Consider the following 14857-nt stretch of genomic DNA (forward strand, 5'->3'; position numbering starts at 1 on the left):
CCCTGATCGGCCGCCCCGAACTGGCCACCGATCCGGAATGGGCCACCCCCCAGGCGCGGCTGCCGAAGCTGGCGAAGATGTTCCAGCTGATCGAGGAATGGACCACCACCCTGCCCAAATGGCAGGTCCTTCAACACCTCAACACCCACAGCATCCCCTGCGGGCCGATCCTGTCCCCGAAAGAGATCATCGAGGACGCCTCCCTGGCCGCCAACGACATGATCGTCGAGGTCGAACACCCCCAGCGCGGCACCTTCACCACCGTCGGCAACCCCCTCAAACTCTCCGACTCCCCCACCACCATCACCACCCCACCCCTCCTCGGCCAACACAACCAAGAGATCTACATCGGCGAACTCGGCCTGTCCCACGACGAGTTGCCGCTGCTCAAGGAGCAGGGCGTCATCTGACCGACCCGACCGGAGAGAGGTAGCCCCACCATGTCGCCTTCAGCACCCCGAACCGCGACAGTCACCGACCGACTAGTGGAAGCCAACCGCGTCTACGCCGCTGGATTCACCGATCCCGGCATGGGCGCCCGCCCCGTCCTGGGCGTCGCCGTCGTGGCTTGCATGGACGCCCGTATCGACCTGCACGCCGCACTGGGTCTGCACCTCGGCGACTGCCACACCATCCGCAACGCCGGCGGCGTCGTCACCGACGACACGATCCGCTCCCTGACGATCAGCCAGCGTGCGCTCGGCACCCGCAGTGTCGTCCTCATCCATCACACCGGCTGCGGTCTGCAGACCCTGACCGAGGACTTCCGGCACGAACTGGAACTGGAGGTCGGCCAGCGCCCCGCCTGGGCGGTCGAGGCGTTCCGGGACGCCGACCAGGACGTACGGCAGTCCATCCAGCGGGTACGCACCTCGCCGTTCCTCCCGCACACCGACGATGTGCGGGGCTTCGTCTTCGACGTGACGACGGGGCTGCTGCGGGAGATCGCCCCGAACTCCTGATCCCGCTCCGCCCGTTGACCGGTAGGTGGTCGGCCGGGGTCAATTCTCCCGGCCGACCACCGCCGCGATCTGCTTGCAGTAGAAGTCGGTGGTGTTCCGGGTGTGCCGGCGCATGAGTTCCTCGGCACGGGCCGGGGCGCCCTCACCGATGGCCTCGATGATCCTCGCGTGCTCGTTCCAGGCGTCCTTGCCGCGGGGTTTGGCGATGGGCATGTAGTACCAGCGCACGCGCCGGTCCACCTGGGGGATGAGTTCGGCGAGGACCGCGTTGCGGGACAGGAGCGTGATGTGGCCGTGGAGGGCGGCGTTCGCCTCCACGATGGCCCGGGCGTCGCCGGCGGCCAGGGCCGTCAGGCCGCTCTGCTGGAGCTCCCACAGTCGGGCGACGTCCCGGGGAGTGGCGTGCCGGGCGGCGCCGTGCGCGGAGTGGGTTTCCAGGAGGGCCCGGACACTGAGGAGTTGGGCGCACTCGTCCGGGGTGGGGGAGTGGACGAAGGCCCCCTGGGAGGGCCGCAGATCGACCCAGCCCGCGGTCTGCAGCCGTTGCAGCGCCTCGCGGATCGGCTGGCGGCTGACCCCGAGGCTCTCGGCGAGCTCGGCCTCGACGAGGTGCCGGCCGGGTTTGAGTGAGCCGTTGATGATCAGTTCGGTGAGGGCCTCGTAAACGGCCTGGCGGAGCGGGGTGGGCCTGCTGATGGGGCCATGGATTGTCACGGCGGGTGTGTCGGGCATGGGCCCTGTCTCCCTCGTTCGACTGGTGGGTCGAGCCGTCCGCCAATCGCCCTGTCTCGGAAATTGCTCGGCTTGACCCCTGGCGCGGGCACCTGCACATGCAGAATACTGTATGCAATCATTGTCCGACAGTGGACCACCAGCCACTCCCTAGGGGGTCGCCCCGTGTCGTACCGCACCGCTCTTTCCGACGTCCTGACCAGCGTCGTCGGACCCGCCGCCGAGACGACCCGCGTCCAGGGCCGGTTTCCCCGCGGCGCCGTGACGGCCCTCGGCCGCGCGGGACTCCTGGGGCTCACCGTCTCCACCGAATGCGGCGGCGGAGGACTGGGGTTGACGGAAGCCCTCGACGTAGTGGTGCGGACCGCGCGGGTCTGCCCGGCGACGGCGGCCGTACTCCAGTCCCACTACACTGCGGTCGCCGTCATCGAGGCGTACGGCAATCCCTGGGTGCGGGGCGAGATCGCCGCCGGACGCCACCTCGCCAGCCTCGCGCTCGCGGAGTCCGAGCAGGACTCCGGGCCGGAGTCCCAAGCGGAACCGGAACCGGAGCCGGACGCGGCGCCCCACGGACCGGAAGCGGAGACGCAGCTCCTCGCGCCAAGCTCCGTCGCCACCCGTTCCGGTGACGTGGTCGCCCTTCGGGCCCGCAAGCGGCAGGTGGTCGCGGCGGGGGAGGCCGACACCTACCTGTGGTCCTCCCGGCCCCTTGCCGCCCCCGACGGACTGACCCTCTGGGCGGTCCCGGCACACGCTCCGGACCTGTTCGTCCCGGCCCGGACCGGACCCGCGGGACCCCGCGGCAGCGCGAAGTCCACGGTGTTCGCCGACCCGGTCCTCGTGCCCGCCGAGGCGATGCTCGGCACGGACGGCGGCGGACTCGACATCGTGCTGCGCACGGTCCTGCCCTGGCTGCTCGAACTGCGGGTCGCCGCCGAGCCGCCGCGCCCACCGGCCGTCGGCGTCTCCTTCGGGAGCGCCCATCGCCCCGCCGGCTCCCTCGCCGCGACCTGAGCCGTGCCCGGGGAGCGGCCCGTCGGGTCAGTCCTGGTTCGCCTTGGCGGCGATCTGTCTGCGGTAGAAGTCGGTCGTGCGCTCGGTGTGCCTGCGCATGACCTCGCCCGCCTGGTCCGCGTCGCCCTTGGCGATGGCCTTGATGAGCTGGGTGTGCTCGTTCCAGGCTTCCCTGCCACGGGGTTTGGCGATCGGGGTGTAGTACCAGCGGACCTTCTGGCCGACCTGGGCGATCAGTTCGGCCAGGACGGCGTTGTCGGCGACGGCGGTGATGTGGTCGTGCAGCGCGGTGTTGGCCGCGACCAGGCGTTCGACGTCACCGTCGGCGAGCGCGGCCACGCCTTCCAGCTGGAGTTCGTCGAGACGGGTGATGTCCTCGGGCTTGGCGTTCCGGGCGGCGAGCTGGGCCGAGTAGGTCTCCAGGACCGAGCGGACACCGAGGAGTTGGGCGGCCTCCTCCTCCGTGGGGGAGTGCACGAAGGCGCCCTGTGCGGGCCGCAGGTCGACCCAGCCGGCCGTCTGGAGCCGCTGCAGGGCCTCGCGCACCGGCTGGCGGCTGACGCCGAGATGTTCGGCGAGCTCGGCCTCGACCAGGTGCTGGCCGGGCTGGAGGGAACCGTTGATGATCAGCTCGGTCAGGGCGTCGTACACGGCCTGACGCAGGGGTGCCGGGCGGGTGACGCGCCGGGACGCTGCGGCCGTGAGTGCCTCGCGCATGATTGTCCCGTTCTGCCGCCGGGCTCGCGGCGGCGCCGTTGCCGAGTGGGGGCCGTCCGGAGCGTTGCCGACGGCCGCGTCAGCATACAGGTTTTGGTATGCAACATGGCGGCCGCCGACGCGGGGTCCTCGCCGGTTGACGATCACGGCCGTGGCGTTGGCGATCACAGCCGTGTCGTACGGCAGGGTTGTGTATACAGAAGTCTGTATGGAGTATTGTCTGCGTCTCCTGCAACCCTCGCCGGGGACCCGTGTGACGGAAGGCGAAGCGATCATGACGACCAGCGGGAGTGATGTGACGGTCCAGAGCGTGGTCCGGAGAGTGGTGGCCCGTCACCGGGGCGAGCGAGGTGCGCTGCTGCCCGTACTGCACGCCGTCCAGGCCGAGTTGGGCCATGTGCCGCAGGAGGCCGTCCCGGTGCTCGCCGAGGAGTTCAACCTCTCCCGGGCGGACGTCCACGGAGTGGTGACCTTCTACCACGACTTCCGGCGCGAACCCGCGGGCCGCACCACCGTGCGCATCTGCCGCGCCGAGGCCTGCCAGGCCCTGGGCGCCGACCGACTGGTGCGCTACGCGCGCGAGTCCGGACTGCCCCTGGGGGAGACGGCACCGGACGGCTCGGTCACCGTCGAGCAGGTCTTCTGCCTCGGCAACTGCGCGCTCGGCCCGTCCGTGGAGGCGAACGGACGGCTGTACGGACGAGTTGGCCCCGCCCGGCTGGGCTCGATCCTCAACGGGACGGTCTCCTCATGAACACTCCATCGCCCTCGGCGGCAACGGTCTACGTCCCCCGCGACTCCGCGGCCCGGTCCGTCGGCGCCGACGAGGTCGCGCAGGCGCTGCAACACGCCGCCGCCCGCGGGGACTTCGCCCTCGACGTCGTACGCAATGGTTCGCGCGGCCTGCTGTGGCTGGAGCCCCTCGTCGAGGTCGTGACCCCGCAGGGCCGGGTCGGCTACGGCCCGGTGGCCCCCGAGGACGTGGACGGACTCCTCGCCGCCGGCCTGGTCGACGGGGCCGACCACCCGCTGCGCCTCGGCATCGTGGACGAACTGCCGTGGCTGGCCCGCCAGAACCGTGTCACCTTCGCCCGGGTCGGTGTGACCGACCCCCTGTCGGCCGAGGACTACGAAGCCCACGGCGGCCTCGCCGGACTGCGCGCCGCGCTGGCGCTCGCCCCCGCGGACGTGGTCGCCGAGGTCACCGCGTCCGGACTGCGCGGCCGCGGCGGCGCCGGATTCCCGGCGGGCATCAAGTGGAAGACCGTGCTCGACTGCGCCGACGAGCTGAAGTTCGTCTGCTGCAACGCCGACGAGGGCGACAGCGGCACCTTCGCCGACCGGATGGTCATGGAGGGCGATCCGTTCATGCTCATCGAGGGCATGACGATCGCCGCGCACGCGGTCGGCGCGAGCGAGGGCTACTTCTACATCCGCTCCGAGTATCCCGACGCCATCGCCACGATGCGCCGGGCGGTCGCCATCGCGCGCGAGCACGGCTGGCTCGGCAGGAACGTCCTCGGCTCCGCCCTCGACTTCGACCTGCATGTCCGCGTCGGCGCCGGCGCGTACATCTGCGGCGAGGAGACCTCGATGCTGGAGAGCCTGGAGGGCAAACGCGGCATGGTCCGCGCGAAACCGCCGATCCCGGCGATCGAGGGCCTGTTCGGCAAGCCGACCGTGGTGAACAACGTCCTCACCCTCGCCACCGTGCCCGTGGTCATGGCCGAGGGCGCGAAGGCGTACCAGGAACTCGGCGTCGAACGCTCCCGCGGCACCCAGGTGTTCCAGCTCGGCGGCAACATCGCCCACGGCGGCATCGTCGAGACGGCCTTCGGCATCACCCTGCGCGAGCTCATCGAGGAGTACGGCGGCGGGACCCACTCCGGACGCCCCGTGCGCACCGCGCAGGTCGGCGGCCCGCTGGGGGCGTATCTGCCGGAGTCGATGTTCGATCTGCCCATGGACTACGAGGCGTTCGCGGCGGCCGGGGCGATGGTCGGCCACGGCGGGATCGTCCTCTTCGACGACACCGTCGACATGGCCGCGCAGGCCCGCTTCGCGATGGAGTTCTGCGCGGAGGAGTCCTGCGGCAAGTGCACACCCTGCCGGGTCGGCGCGGTGCGCGGTGTCGAGGTGATCGACAAGATCGTCGCCGGTACGCACCGGGACGAGAACCTCGCCCTGCTCGAAGACCTCTGCGACCTGATGACCGAGGGCTCACTGTGTGCGATGGGCGGACTGACCCCGCTGCCCGTGCGCAGCGCCCTCACCCACTTCCCCGACGACTTCCTCGGCGGCCGTCGACTCCTGGACATCCAACCCGTACAGGCGAACGGCGTGAGGACGGAGGGCTCGGCATGAGCCTGCTCAAGGAACCAGACTTCGGAACCCCGGAACGGCCCGGCCCGGCGACGGTGTCCGTCGAGGTGGACGGTCTGCCGGTGACCGTCCCCGAGGGCACCTCGGTGATGCGCGCCGCGGCACAGGCGGGCGTCGACATACCCAAGTTGTGCGCCACAGACAGCCTGGAGGCGTTCGGCTCCTGCCGGCTCTGCGTCGTGGAGATCGACGGCCGGCGCGGCACCCCGGCGTCCTGTACCACCCCCTGCGCCGACGGCATGAAGGTCAGCACTCAGACACCCAAGGTGGAGAAACTCCGCCAGGGCGTCATGGAGCTCTACATCTCCGACCACCCCCTGGACTGCCTCACCTGCCCGGCCAACGGCGACTGCGAACTCCAGGACATGGCAGGCGTGGTGGGCCTCAGGCAGGTCCGCTACGGCTACGAGGGCGCCAACCATCTCGACGCAGAGAAGGACACCTCCAACCCCTACTTCGACTTCGACCCCGCCAAGTGCATCGCCTGCTCCCGCTGCGTACGGGCCTGCGGCGAAGTGCAGGGCACGTTCGCGCTCACCATCGAGGGGCGAGGCTTCGACTCCAAGGTCTCGCCGGGCGCCGGGGAGACGTTCATGGACTCCGAGTGCGTCTCCTGCGGTGCCTGCGTCCAGGCCTGCCCGACGTCCACGCTCCAGGAACGCTCGGTCGTCGAACTCGGCGTGCCCACCAGGTCGGTTGTGACCACGTGCGCGTACTGCGGTGTCGGCTGCTCCTTCAAGGCCGAACTGCGCGGCGACGAACTCGTGCGCATGGTGCCGTACAAGGACGGCGGGGCCAACGAGGGCCACTCCTGCGTCAAGGGCCGCTTCGCGTTCGGCTACGCCACCCACCCCGACCGGATGCTCAAACCGATGGTCCGTGAGCGGATCACCGACCCCTGGCGCGAGGTCGAGTGGGACGAGGCGATCGGCACGGTCGCCCGGCGGATGCGCGAACTCCAGGACCGTCACGGCACCAGGTCCGTCGGCGCCATCACCTCCTCGCGCTGCACCAACGAAGAGGTCTACGTCGTACAGAAGATGGTCCGCGCCGCCTTCGGCAACAACAACGTCGACACCTGCGCGCGGGTCTGCCACTCCCCGACGGGATACGGCCTCAAGCAGACCTTCGGCGAGTCGGCCGGCACCCAGGACTTCCGCTCGGTCGCCGAGGCCGACGTCATCATGGTGATCGGCGCCAACCCCACCGACGGGCACCCGGTGTTCGCCTCCCGGATGAAGCGACGGCTGCGCGAGGGCGCCAAGTTGATCGTGGTCGACCCGCGTCGCATCGACCTCGTACGCTCCCCGCACATCGAGGCCCAGTACCACCTCCAGCTGCGGCCGAGCACGAACGTCGCAGTCGTCAACGCGATGGCGCATGTCGTGGTCACCGAGGGCCTCACGGACAGGGACTTCGTGAACGTCCGGTGCGAAGGCTTCGACGAGTGGGCCGAGTTCATCGCCCGCCCGGAGAACAGCCCGGAGGCCGTCGAGGAGATCACCGGTGTACCTGCGGCCGAACTCCGGGCCGCAGCAAGGCTGTACGCGACCGCACCCAACGGCGCCATCTACTACGGCCTCGGCGTCACCGAGCACAGCCAGGGCTCGACCATGGTCATGGGAATGGCCAACCTCGCGATGGCGTGCGGCAACATCGGCCGGGACGGCGTCGGCGTGAACCCGCTGCGCGGCCAGAACAACGTCCAGGGGTCCTGCGACATGGGCTCCTTCCCGCACGAACTCCCCGGCTACCGGCACGTCTCCGACGACGCGGTACGCACCGTCTTCGAGAACCTCTGGGGCGGAACTCTCCTCGCCGAACCGGGACTTCGCATCCCCAACATGTTCGACGCGGCCATCGACGGCACCTTCCGCGGCCTGTTCGTGCACGGCGAGGACATCGCCCAGTCCGACCCCAACCTGGGGCACGTGACCGCCGCCCTCGAAGCCATGGAACTCGTCGTCGTACAGGACCTGTTCCTCAACGAGACGGCCAAGTTCGCCCACGTCTTCCTGCCCGGAGCCTCCTTCCTGGAGAAGGACGGCACCTTCACCAACGCCGAACGCCGCATCAACCGGGTGCGCTCTGTGATGAAACCCAAGACGGGAAAGCACGAGTGGCAGATCGTCAGCGAGATCGCCACCGCCATGGGCTACCCGATGTCCTACGACCATCCCGGCCAGATCATGGACGAGATCGCCTCGGTCACCCCGACGTTCACGGGTGTCTCCTTCGAGCTCATCGACAAGCTCGGCAGCGTCCAGTGGCCGTGCAACGAACAGGCGCCCGAGGGCACGCCCATCATGCACGTGGACGAATTCGTGCGCGGCAAGGGCAAGTTCGTGGTCACCTCCTACGTGCCGACCAGCGAACGCAGCACCCGGCGCTTCCCGCTGGTCCTCACCACCGGGCGCATCCTCAGCCAGTACAACGTCGGCGCGCAGACCCGCCGTACCGGCAATGTCGCCTGGCACCCCGAGGACATCCTCGAACTGCACCCGCACGACGCCGAGGACCGCGGCATCAGCGACGGCGACATGGTCACCCTCGCCAGCCGTGTCGGGCAGACCACCCTGCGCGCGGAGATCTCCGACCGCATGCCGACCGGGGTCGTGTACACCACGTTCCACCACCCCGTCACCGGCGCCAACGTGGTGACCACCGAGAACTCCGACTGGGCGACCAACTGCCCCGAGTACAAGGTGACCGCCGTACAGGTGGCACTCGCCCGCCCGGACCGGTCGAGCGACACCGAGACCGCCGGGAACGACCTCGTGACGGTGGTGGACTGAGATGACAGCGACCGTTCCGTCCGAGTGCAGGATGGCCAACGACATCGCCAGGAACCTCGGACACCTGCCGGGGGAGAAGGCCGCCGAAGCCATCGCGGGACACATCGGCAGGTTCTGGGACCCGCGCATGCGCACCCGGCTCCACGAGTTCGTCGACACCGGAGCGGACGGCCTGGACCCGCTGGTGGTAGCCGCGGTGAAGCTCCTGCACTGACCCGTGCGGTCCCCTCCCTGTACATCACTCCGAACTGCATACAGTATGGAGCCAGTGATCCCATGGGCAGGGAGGAGCCGCTCATGCTGTTCCGGCAGCTCGAATACTTCGTGGCGGTGGCGAGAGAACGGCACTTCGCCCGGGCGGCGGAATCCTGTTACGTCTCCCAGCCCGCCCTCTCGGCGGCGATCGCCAAGCTGGAGCGGGAGCTGAACGTCACGCTCATCAACCGCGGGCACAACTACCAGGGCCTCACCCCGGAGGGTGAGCGGCTCGTCGTATGGGCCAAGCGGATCCTCGCCGAACAGGACGCCTTCAAGGCGGAGGTGGCCGCCGTGCAGTCCGGCATCACCGGGACCCTGCGGCTCGGCACCGACCCCACCGCGTCCACCACCCTCGCCCTCCCCGTGGCCGCCTTCTGCGCGGCGCACCCGCTGGCCAAGGTCCAGGTCCGCTCCCGGCTGTCGACGAAAGAACTCCACCGCCAGTTGCGTGACTACGAACTGGACGTGGCCATCGCCCACTTCGACCCGGACGACCAGGAAGGTCTCCAGGTCGTCCCCCTCTACCAGGAGCGGTACATGCTGCTGGTCTCGGACGAGCAGCTGGTGGCCCAGTCCGCCACCGTGACCTGGGCGGACGCCGCCCAGTTGCCGCTCGCCCTGCTGACACCCGACATGCGGATCCGGCAGATCGTGGACACGGTGTTCGCCGAGAAGGGGTTCGTGGTGACCCCGCAGGTCGAGACGGACTCGATCGCCTCCCTCTACGCGCACGTGGGCGGCGGTGGCTGGGCGAGCATCGTGCCGCACACCTGGCTGCGCGCCATGCCGGTGGTCGGCCGGACGAGAGCGCTGCCGTTGGTCGACCCGGAGGCCGGCGCCCAGGTCTCGGTGGCGATCCACGCGGCGACCCCCGGCTCGGTCGCCGCCCGGGCGTTCGTCAACGCGGCGACCTGCCTGTCCCTGGACGACTTCTTCGCCCGGCCGCTGCCACCGGAACACCGGGTGCGCTGAGCCGCCCCCCCTGGTTGTGGTCGAGGATGTCGCGGGTTCAAGTCCCGTCACTCATCATCCTCGCGCTCGACCTGGCCGAAACCCTCGCTCACGCTCCATACCGAGCCACGACGGCCTTCCGGTCCAACCCGCCCTTGGCCGTGTACGGCAGCCCCGGGACCAGTTCGAGCCGGTCCGGCACCTCGAACGCGGCCAGCCGGTCACGGCAGTACCGCAGGATCTCCTCGCGCCCGACGCCGTCACCCTCACGCACCACCACGGCCGCGCCGACCCGCTGCCCGTAGACCGGGTCGGGCATCGGGAAGACCGCCGCCTCGGCCACCCCCGGGCACCCGGCGAGGATGTCCTCGACATGCTCGGGTGAGATCTTCTCACCGCCGCGGTTGATGAGGTTCTTGATCCGCCCGGTCAGGGACAGATACCCCTCCGCGTCCAGCACCCCCAGATCGCCGGTGTGCAGCCATCCGTCGACGAAGGTGTGCGCCGACTCCTCGCCGTCGTCCAGATAACCGCGGGCCACGGTCGGCCCCTGCACCCACACCTCGCCCTCCACACCCACCGGACAGGAACGCCCGCTGCGGTCGACCACCCGGACCTCGACCCCGGTCGGCCGGCCCACCGAGCCCTGCCTGAGCTCGCCCCGCTGCGGCAGCGGTTCGCTGGTCGCCTGGTGCGAGGACTCGGTCATCCCGTACGCGGACAGCAGCGGCGCCCCGAACGTGCGCTCCAAAGCCCGCTGCGTCGCCGTGTTGAGGGGTGCGCTGCAACTGCGCATGAACTTCAGAGCCTGTCCGCCCGGGTACTCCCGCTCCGACCGCTCCAGCAGGATCTCGTGGATGGCCGGCACCGCGGTGAACCAGGTGGCGGTCACGGCCCGCATGTCGTCCCAGAACGTGCCCGCCGAGAACCGGCCCCGCTCGGGCAGCAGCACACAGCCCCCGCTCGCCAGGGACGCCAGCAGCGCCGCGAACAGCCCGTGGCCGTGGAAGAACGGCATCACCGCGACCGTCGCGTCCCCGGGCCCCAACTCGTAGGTGGCGCAGATGTTCTGGAGAGAGGCGGCCACGTTGGCGTGGGTCAGCGGGACCATCTTCGCCCGGGCGGTGGTACCGGCGGTGAACAGGACAAGGGCGTCACGGCTCGACAACTCATTTGCCGGATGCCGGACGTGGGGGGCGGCGCACGTGCCGGGTTCGAGAGCGACCGCCGCGGTTCCCGCACGGGAGACGTCCACGCGAAGGGGCCATGCGGCGACGGGCGGCGCGGCATCGGACGCCGACGGATCGAGGAGCACCGCCCGCGCGCCCAACGCCTCAAGTCGTGCGATGAGTTGGGGTTCCGGCAGCGAGGGATCCAGGGGAGCCGCGACCAGCCGGGCCCGCGCCGCGCCGAGCAGTCCGACGACGAACTCCGCGGTGTTGGTGCCGATCAGCCCCACGGCATCACCGGGGCGCAGCCCCGCGTCGGCGAGCCTCGCGGCCACGTCGTCGGCAAGGCCTGCGAGGACCCGGTACGACAGCGGCACGCGCTCACCGGTCACCACGAGGGCCCGGGCGTACGGGCGTTCACGCACCTGCCGGTCGAGGAGGTCGACCAGGCCCGTGACCTCCAGAGGCCGGTACCGGTTCGCGTCACGCACGGATGCCGCGGCCGGAACGGCCATGACCCCACCCCCTCGCGCCAGGTCCGATGGAACATCCTCTGCGAGCGTGCGGTGACACCAGGGGCACGTCCAATATCCGCTGGCGAACGGCCGATAGCAGCTGTCTATCAAGGGAGTTGACGGGCCCCTGACCAGCCCTCGATAGACGCTGTTTATCGGCTGGTCGCCGATGGGTCTTGGACGCGGACGAGCGCGCTGCGGATGGTGAGAGAAGTAGCCGCTCCGGCAGGACCTGCCCAAGGAGGACCTCGGACCATGACCGCCCCCTCGACTATGGAGACCGCGGCAGCAGCCGACGTTCCGACCGAGCTCACCGACGGGTACCACCTGGTGGTCGATGCTCTGAAGCTGAACGACGTCGACACCATCTACGGGGTGGTCGGCATTCCGATCACCGACCTGGCCCGCCTCGCCCAGGCGCAGGGCATCCGCTACGTCGGCTTCCGCCACGAGAGCAACGCCGGACACGCGGCGGCCATCGCCGGCTACCTCACCAAGAAGCCCGGCGTGGCCCTCACGGTCTCGGCACCGGGCTTCCTCAACGGCCTGGTCGCGCTGGCGAACGCGACCACCAACTGCTTCCCCATGGTCCAGATCTCCGGCTCCAGCGAGCGCCACCTGGTTGACCTCAAGCAGGGCGACTACGAGGAGATGGACCAACTCGCCGCCGCGCAGCCCTTCGTGAAGGCCGCGTACCGGGTGAGCCGGGTGGAGGACATCGGCCGCGGTATCGCCCGCGCCCTGCGCACCGCGATCTCCGGGCGACCCGGCGGTGTCTACCTGGACATCCCCGCCGCGGTGCTCGGCGCCATCATGCCCAAGGAGGAGGGCGAAAGGACGCTCAGCCGTCTCGTCGACCCCGCACCACGCCAACTGCCGGCCCCGGAAGCCGTGGACCGCGCGATCGAGCTGCTCGCCTCCGCCGAACGCCCGCTGGTGGTACTGGGCAAGGGAGCGGCGTACGCCCAAGCGGACGCCAAGGTAAGGGAGTTCATCGAGTCGACCGGCATCCCCTACGTACCGATGTCGATGGCGAAGGGCCTGCTGCCCGACGACCACCCGCAGTCGGCGGCCACCGCCCGTTCCCTGGCGCTGAAGAAGGCCGACGTCGTGATGCTGATCGGCGCCCGCCTCAACTGGCTGCTCGGCCACGGCCAGTCGGGGTGGAACCCGGACGCCAAGTTCGTCCAGATCGACATCGACCCCAAGGAGATGGACAGCAACCAGCCCATCGCCGCGCCGCTCGTCGGTGACATCGAGTCCGTGCTCGACGCGCTCGCCGAGCGCACCAAGCCCGGTCAGATCGCGGCCCCTTCGGCCTGGCGCGAGGAACTCGGGGCGCGCTCGGCGCAGAACGTGGCCAAGATGGCCAAGCGTCTTGAGGCCGATCCGCACCCCATGCAGTTCATGGGCGCCCTGAAGGCCGTACGCGACGTCGTGCATGCGCATCCGGAGACGTACATCGTCAACGAGGGCGCCAACGCCCTGGACATCGCACGCAACGTCATCGACATGCACGTACCGCGCCACCGCCTCGACAGCGGCACCTGGGGCGTCATGGGCATCGGCATGGGGTACGCCATCGCCGCCGCGGTGGAGAGCGGCGCCCCGGTCGTGGCCATCGAGGGGGACAGCGCGTTCGGGTTCAGCGGTATCGAGATCGAGACGATCTGCCGCTACAAGCTGCCCGTCGTCACCGTGATCATGAACAACGGCGGTGTCTACCGCGGCGACGACACCAACCCGTACGACGACGCCCCCTCGCCCACGACCCTCATGTCGGCGGCTCGCCACGACCTGCTCATCGAGGCGTTCGGCGGCAAGGGCTACCGGGCCACCACCCCCGCCGAGGTCACCGCCGCCCTCACCGAGGCCCTCGCCTCCGGCGGCCCGGCGCTCATCGACTGTGTCATCGACCCCTCGGCCGGCACCGAGAGCGGCCACATCGCGCACCTCAACCCCAAGGGCATCACCGGCGGCAACATCACGCCGCCGAAGAAGTGACCGCCCGCACCACGCGTTTCCTCCCCTCACGTCCCGAACTCCCGCCGCGTACGCGCACGTTCACGAAAAGGAAGCACACATGAGTGAAAAGCCGCTCGCCGGAATCAAGGTGATCGACTTCACCGGGGTCCAGGCCGGTCCCGCCTGCACACAGATGCTCGCCTGGTTCGGCGCCGACGTCCTCAAGGTGGAGCGCCCCAACGGCGGCGACGTCACCCGCAAGCAGCTGCGGGACATCGAGGACCTCGACGCGCTGTACTTCACGATGCTCAACAGCAACAAGCGCTCCCTCGCCATCAACACCAAGACCGACGAGGGCAAGGAGGTCCTGGAGAAGCTCATCAGGGACGCCGACGTCCTGGTGGAGAACTTCGCCCCGGGCGCCCTGGACCGCATGGGCTTCTCCTGGGAGCGCATCCAGGAGCTCAACCCGCGCCTGATCTTCGGCTCGGTCAAGGGCTTCAACGACCAGTCGTCCTGGAACGACCTCAAGGTCTACGAGAACGTCGCCCAGTGCGCGGGCGGCGCCGCCTCCACCACCGGCTTCTGGGACGGCCCGCCCACCATCTCCGGCGCCGCCCTCGGCGACACCAACACCGGGATGCACCTGGCGATCGGCATCCTCACCGCGATCATCGACCGGGGGAAGACCAACCGGGGCCAGAAGGTCTCCGTGTCCATGCAAGATGCTGTCCTCAACCTCTGCCGGGTCAAGCTGCGCGACCAGCAGCGCCTGGAGCGGGTCGGCTACCTGGAGGAGTACCCGCAGTACCCGAACGGCGAGTTCACCGACGTGGTGCCGCGCGGCGGCAACGCGGGCGGCGGCGGCCAGCCCGGCTGGGTGCTCAAGTGCAAGGGCTGGGAGACCGACCCGAACGCGTACATCTACTTCACCGTCCAGGAACAGAACTGGAAGCGCACCGCCGAGGCGATCGGCCGCCCCGAATGGGCCGAGGACCCGGACTACGCCACCGCGCGCGCCCGCCAGCCGCGCATCTTCGAGATCTTCGAGGAGATCGAGAAGTGGCTCGCGGACAAGACCAAGTACGAGGCGGTGAACATCCTGCGTGAGTGGGAGGTGCCCTGCGCCCCCGTGATGAGCATGAAGGAGATCGCCTACGACGAGGACCTGCGCAGGAGCGGCACGGTCGTCGAGGTGGAGCAGAAGGGCCGCGGCACGTACCTGACCGTCGGCAGCCCGGTGAAGTTCTCCTCCTTCAAGCCGGAGGTCGTCGGCGCCCCGCTCCTCGGCGAGCACAGCTCCGAGGTTCTGGTCGAGCTCGGCTACGACGAGGAGACCATCGGTCGGCTCAAGGAGAGCGGCGTCATCGTCTGAGCGAAACGCTGAAGGGGCCGTG

At 69.7% G+C, this 14857-nt stretch carries 13 protein-coding genes; 10 read left to right on the plus strand and 3 right to left on the minus strand.

What is annotated here, in order from left to right; all coding sequences use genetic code 11:
- Both ACI2L1_RS31590 and ACI2L1_RS31595 read left to right on the plus strand, forming a co-directional pair.
- Positions 1–410, plus strand: a 410-nt coding sequence (locus ACI2L1_RS31590) for a CoA transferase (protein WP_404742822.1), incomplete at its 5' end; no start/stop codon positions are given.
- 30 nt (positions 411–440) lie between these two features.
- The gene (locus ACI2L1_RS31595) at positions 441–962 is read left to right on the plus strand and encodes a beta-class carbonic anhydrase (RefSeq protein ID WP_404742823.1); all 522 of its coding nucleotides are present in this window, start codon (positions 441–443) and stop codon (positions 960–962) included.
- 39 nt (positions 963–1001) lie between these two features.
- On the opposite strand, the gene ACI2L1_RS31600 is transcribed toward ACI2L1_RS31595, so the two are convergent.
- On the minus strand, positions 1002–1694 hold the full coding sequence (locus ACI2L1_RS31600; RefSeq protein WP_404742824.1) for a GntR family transcriptional regulator: 693 nt from the start codon (positions 1692–1694) through the stop codon (positions 1002–1004).
- Positions 1695–1859: 165 nt separating this feature from the next.
- Between ACI2L1_RS31600 and ACI2L1_RS31605 the strand changes: the two genes are divergently transcribed.
- On the plus strand, positions 1860–2708 hold the full coding sequence (locus ACI2L1_RS31605; RefSeq protein WP_404742825.1) for an acyl-CoA dehydrogenase family protein: 849 nt from the start codon (positions 1860–1862) through the stop codon (positions 2706–2708).
- A 27-nt stretch (positions 2709–2735) separates the two neighbouring features.
- Here ACI2L1_RS31605 and ACI2L1_RS31610 read toward each other — a convergent pair whose 3' ends face one another.
- Positions 2736–3425: a GntR family transcriptional regulator gene (locus ACI2L1_RS31610; protein ID WP_404742826.1), complete on the minus strand. Its 690-nt coding sequence runs from the start codon at positions 3423–3425 to the stop codon at positions 2736–2738.
- Positions 3426–3699: 274 nt separating this feature from the next.
- Between ACI2L1_RS31610 and ACI2L1_RS31615 the strand changes: the two genes are divergently transcribed.
- The 5 genes from ACI2L1_RS31615 (at position 3700) to ACI2L1_RS31635 (ending at position 9832) form a co-directional block, all read left to right on the plus strand.
- Positions 3700–4179, plus strand: a complete 480-nt coding sequence (locus tag ACI2L1_RS31615) for an NAD(P)H-dependent oxidoreductase subunit E (protein ID WP_404742827.1) — start codon at positions 3700–3702, stop codon at positions 4177–4179.
- The gene (locus tag ACI2L1_RS31620) at positions 4176–5789 is read left to right on the plus strand and encodes a formate dehydrogenase beta subunit (protein WP_404742828.1); all 1614 of its coding nucleotides are present in this window, start codon (positions 4176–4178) and stop codon (positions 5787–5789) included. The genes ACI2L1_RS31615 and ACI2L1_RS31620 overlap by 4 nt, the downstream gene beginning before the upstream one ends.
- A complete protein-coding gene (gene fdhF, locus ACI2L1_RS31625) occupies positions 5786–8602 on the plus strand; it encodes a formate dehydrogenase subunit alpha (protein WP_404742829.1) in 2817 nt (938 codons plus the stop codon). Before ACI2L1_RS31620 ends, fdhF begins: the two co-directional genes overlap by 4 nt.
- Before the next feature lies 1 nt (position 8603).
- Positions 8604–8816: a formate dehydrogenase subunit delta gene (locus ACI2L1_RS31630; RefSeq protein WP_404742830.1), complete on the plus strand. Its 213-nt coding sequence runs from the start codon at positions 8604–8606 to the stop codon at positions 8814–8816.
- An 83-nt stretch (positions 8817–8899) separates the two neighbouring features.
- Positions 8900–9832, plus strand: coding sequence for a LysR family transcriptional regulator (locus ACI2L1_RS31635; RefSeq protein WP_404742911.1), 933 nt, complete (start codon positions 8900–8902; stop codon positions 9830–9832).
- A gap of 88 nt (positions 9833–9920) precedes the next feature.
- On the opposite strand, the gene ACI2L1_RS31640 is transcribed toward ACI2L1_RS31635, so the two are convergent.
- Positions 9921–11495 (minus strand): FadD7 family fatty acid--CoA ligase, encoded by a 1575-nt coding sequence (locus ACI2L1_RS31640; protein ID WP_404742831.1) that lies wholly within the window; start codon positions 11493–11495, stop codon positions 9921–9923.
- Positions 11496–11750: 255 nt separating this feature from the next.
- Between ACI2L1_RS31640 and oxc the strand changes: the two genes are divergently transcribed.
- Together oxc and frc are read left to right on the plus strand one after the other, a co-directional pair.
- A complete protein-coding gene (gene oxc, locus ACI2L1_RS31645) occupies positions 11751–13499 on the plus strand; it encodes an oxalyl-CoA decarboxylase (protein WP_404742832.1) in 1749 nt (582 codons plus the stop codon).
- 79 nt (positions 13500–13578) lie between these two features.
- Entirely contained in the window at positions 13579–14835 is a 1257-nt protein-coding gene (gene frc / locus ACI2L1_RS31650) for a formyl-CoA transferase (protein ID WP_404742833.1), read from the plus strand.
- Positions 14836–14857 lie beyond the last annotated feature (22 nt).

Origin of the sequence: Streptomyces sp. NPDC019531, assembly GCF_044903305.1 — a bacterium.
Classification (GTDB): Bacteria; Actinomycetota; Actinomycetes; order Streptomycetales; family Streptomycetaceae; genus Streptomyces.

Coding starts and splice junctions, on each gene's coding strand:
- ACI2L1_RS31620 (WP_404742828.1), top strand. CDS start 4,176: ATGAACACTCCATCGCCCTCGGCGGCAACGGTCTACGTCCCCCGCGAC.
- oxc (WP_404742832.1), top strand. CDS start 11,751: ATGACCGCCCCCTCGACTATGGAGACCGCGGCAGCAGCCGACGTTCCG.
- fdhF (WP_404742829.1), top strand. CDS start 5,786: ATGAGCCTGCTCAAGGAACCAGACTTCGGAACCCCGGAACGGCCCGGC.
- ACI2L1_RS31615 (WP_404742827.1), top strand. CDS start 3,700: ATGACGACCAGCGGGAGTGATGTGACGGTCCAGAGCGTGGTCCGGAGA.
- frc (WP_404742833.1), top strand. CDS start 13,579: ATGAGTGAAAAGCCGCTCGCCGGAATCAAGGTGATCGACTTCACCGGG.
- ACI2L1_RS31640 (WP_404742831.1), bottom strand. CDS start 11,495: ATGGCCGTTCCGGCCGCGGCATCCGTGCGTGACGCGAACCGGTACCGG.
- ACI2L1_RS31600 (WP_404742824.1), bottom strand. CDS start 1,694: ATGCCCGACACACCCGCCGTGACAATCCATGGCCCCATCAGCAGGCCC.
- ACI2L1_RS31635 (WP_404742911.1), top strand. CDS start 8,900: ATGCTGTTCCGGCAGCTCGAATACTTCGTGGCGGTGGCGAGAGAACGG.
- ACI2L1_RS31610 (WP_404742826.1), bottom strand. CDS start 3,425: ATGCGCGAGGCACTCACGGCCGCAGCGTCCCGGCGCGTCACCCGCCCG.
- ACI2L1_RS31595 (WP_404742823.1), top strand. CDS start 441: ATGTCGCCTTCAGCACCCCGAACCGCGACAGTCACCGACCGACTAGTG.
- ACI2L1_RS31630 (WP_404742830.1), top strand. CDS start 8,604: ATGACAGCGACCGTTCCGTCCGAGTGCAGGATGGCCAACGACATCGCC.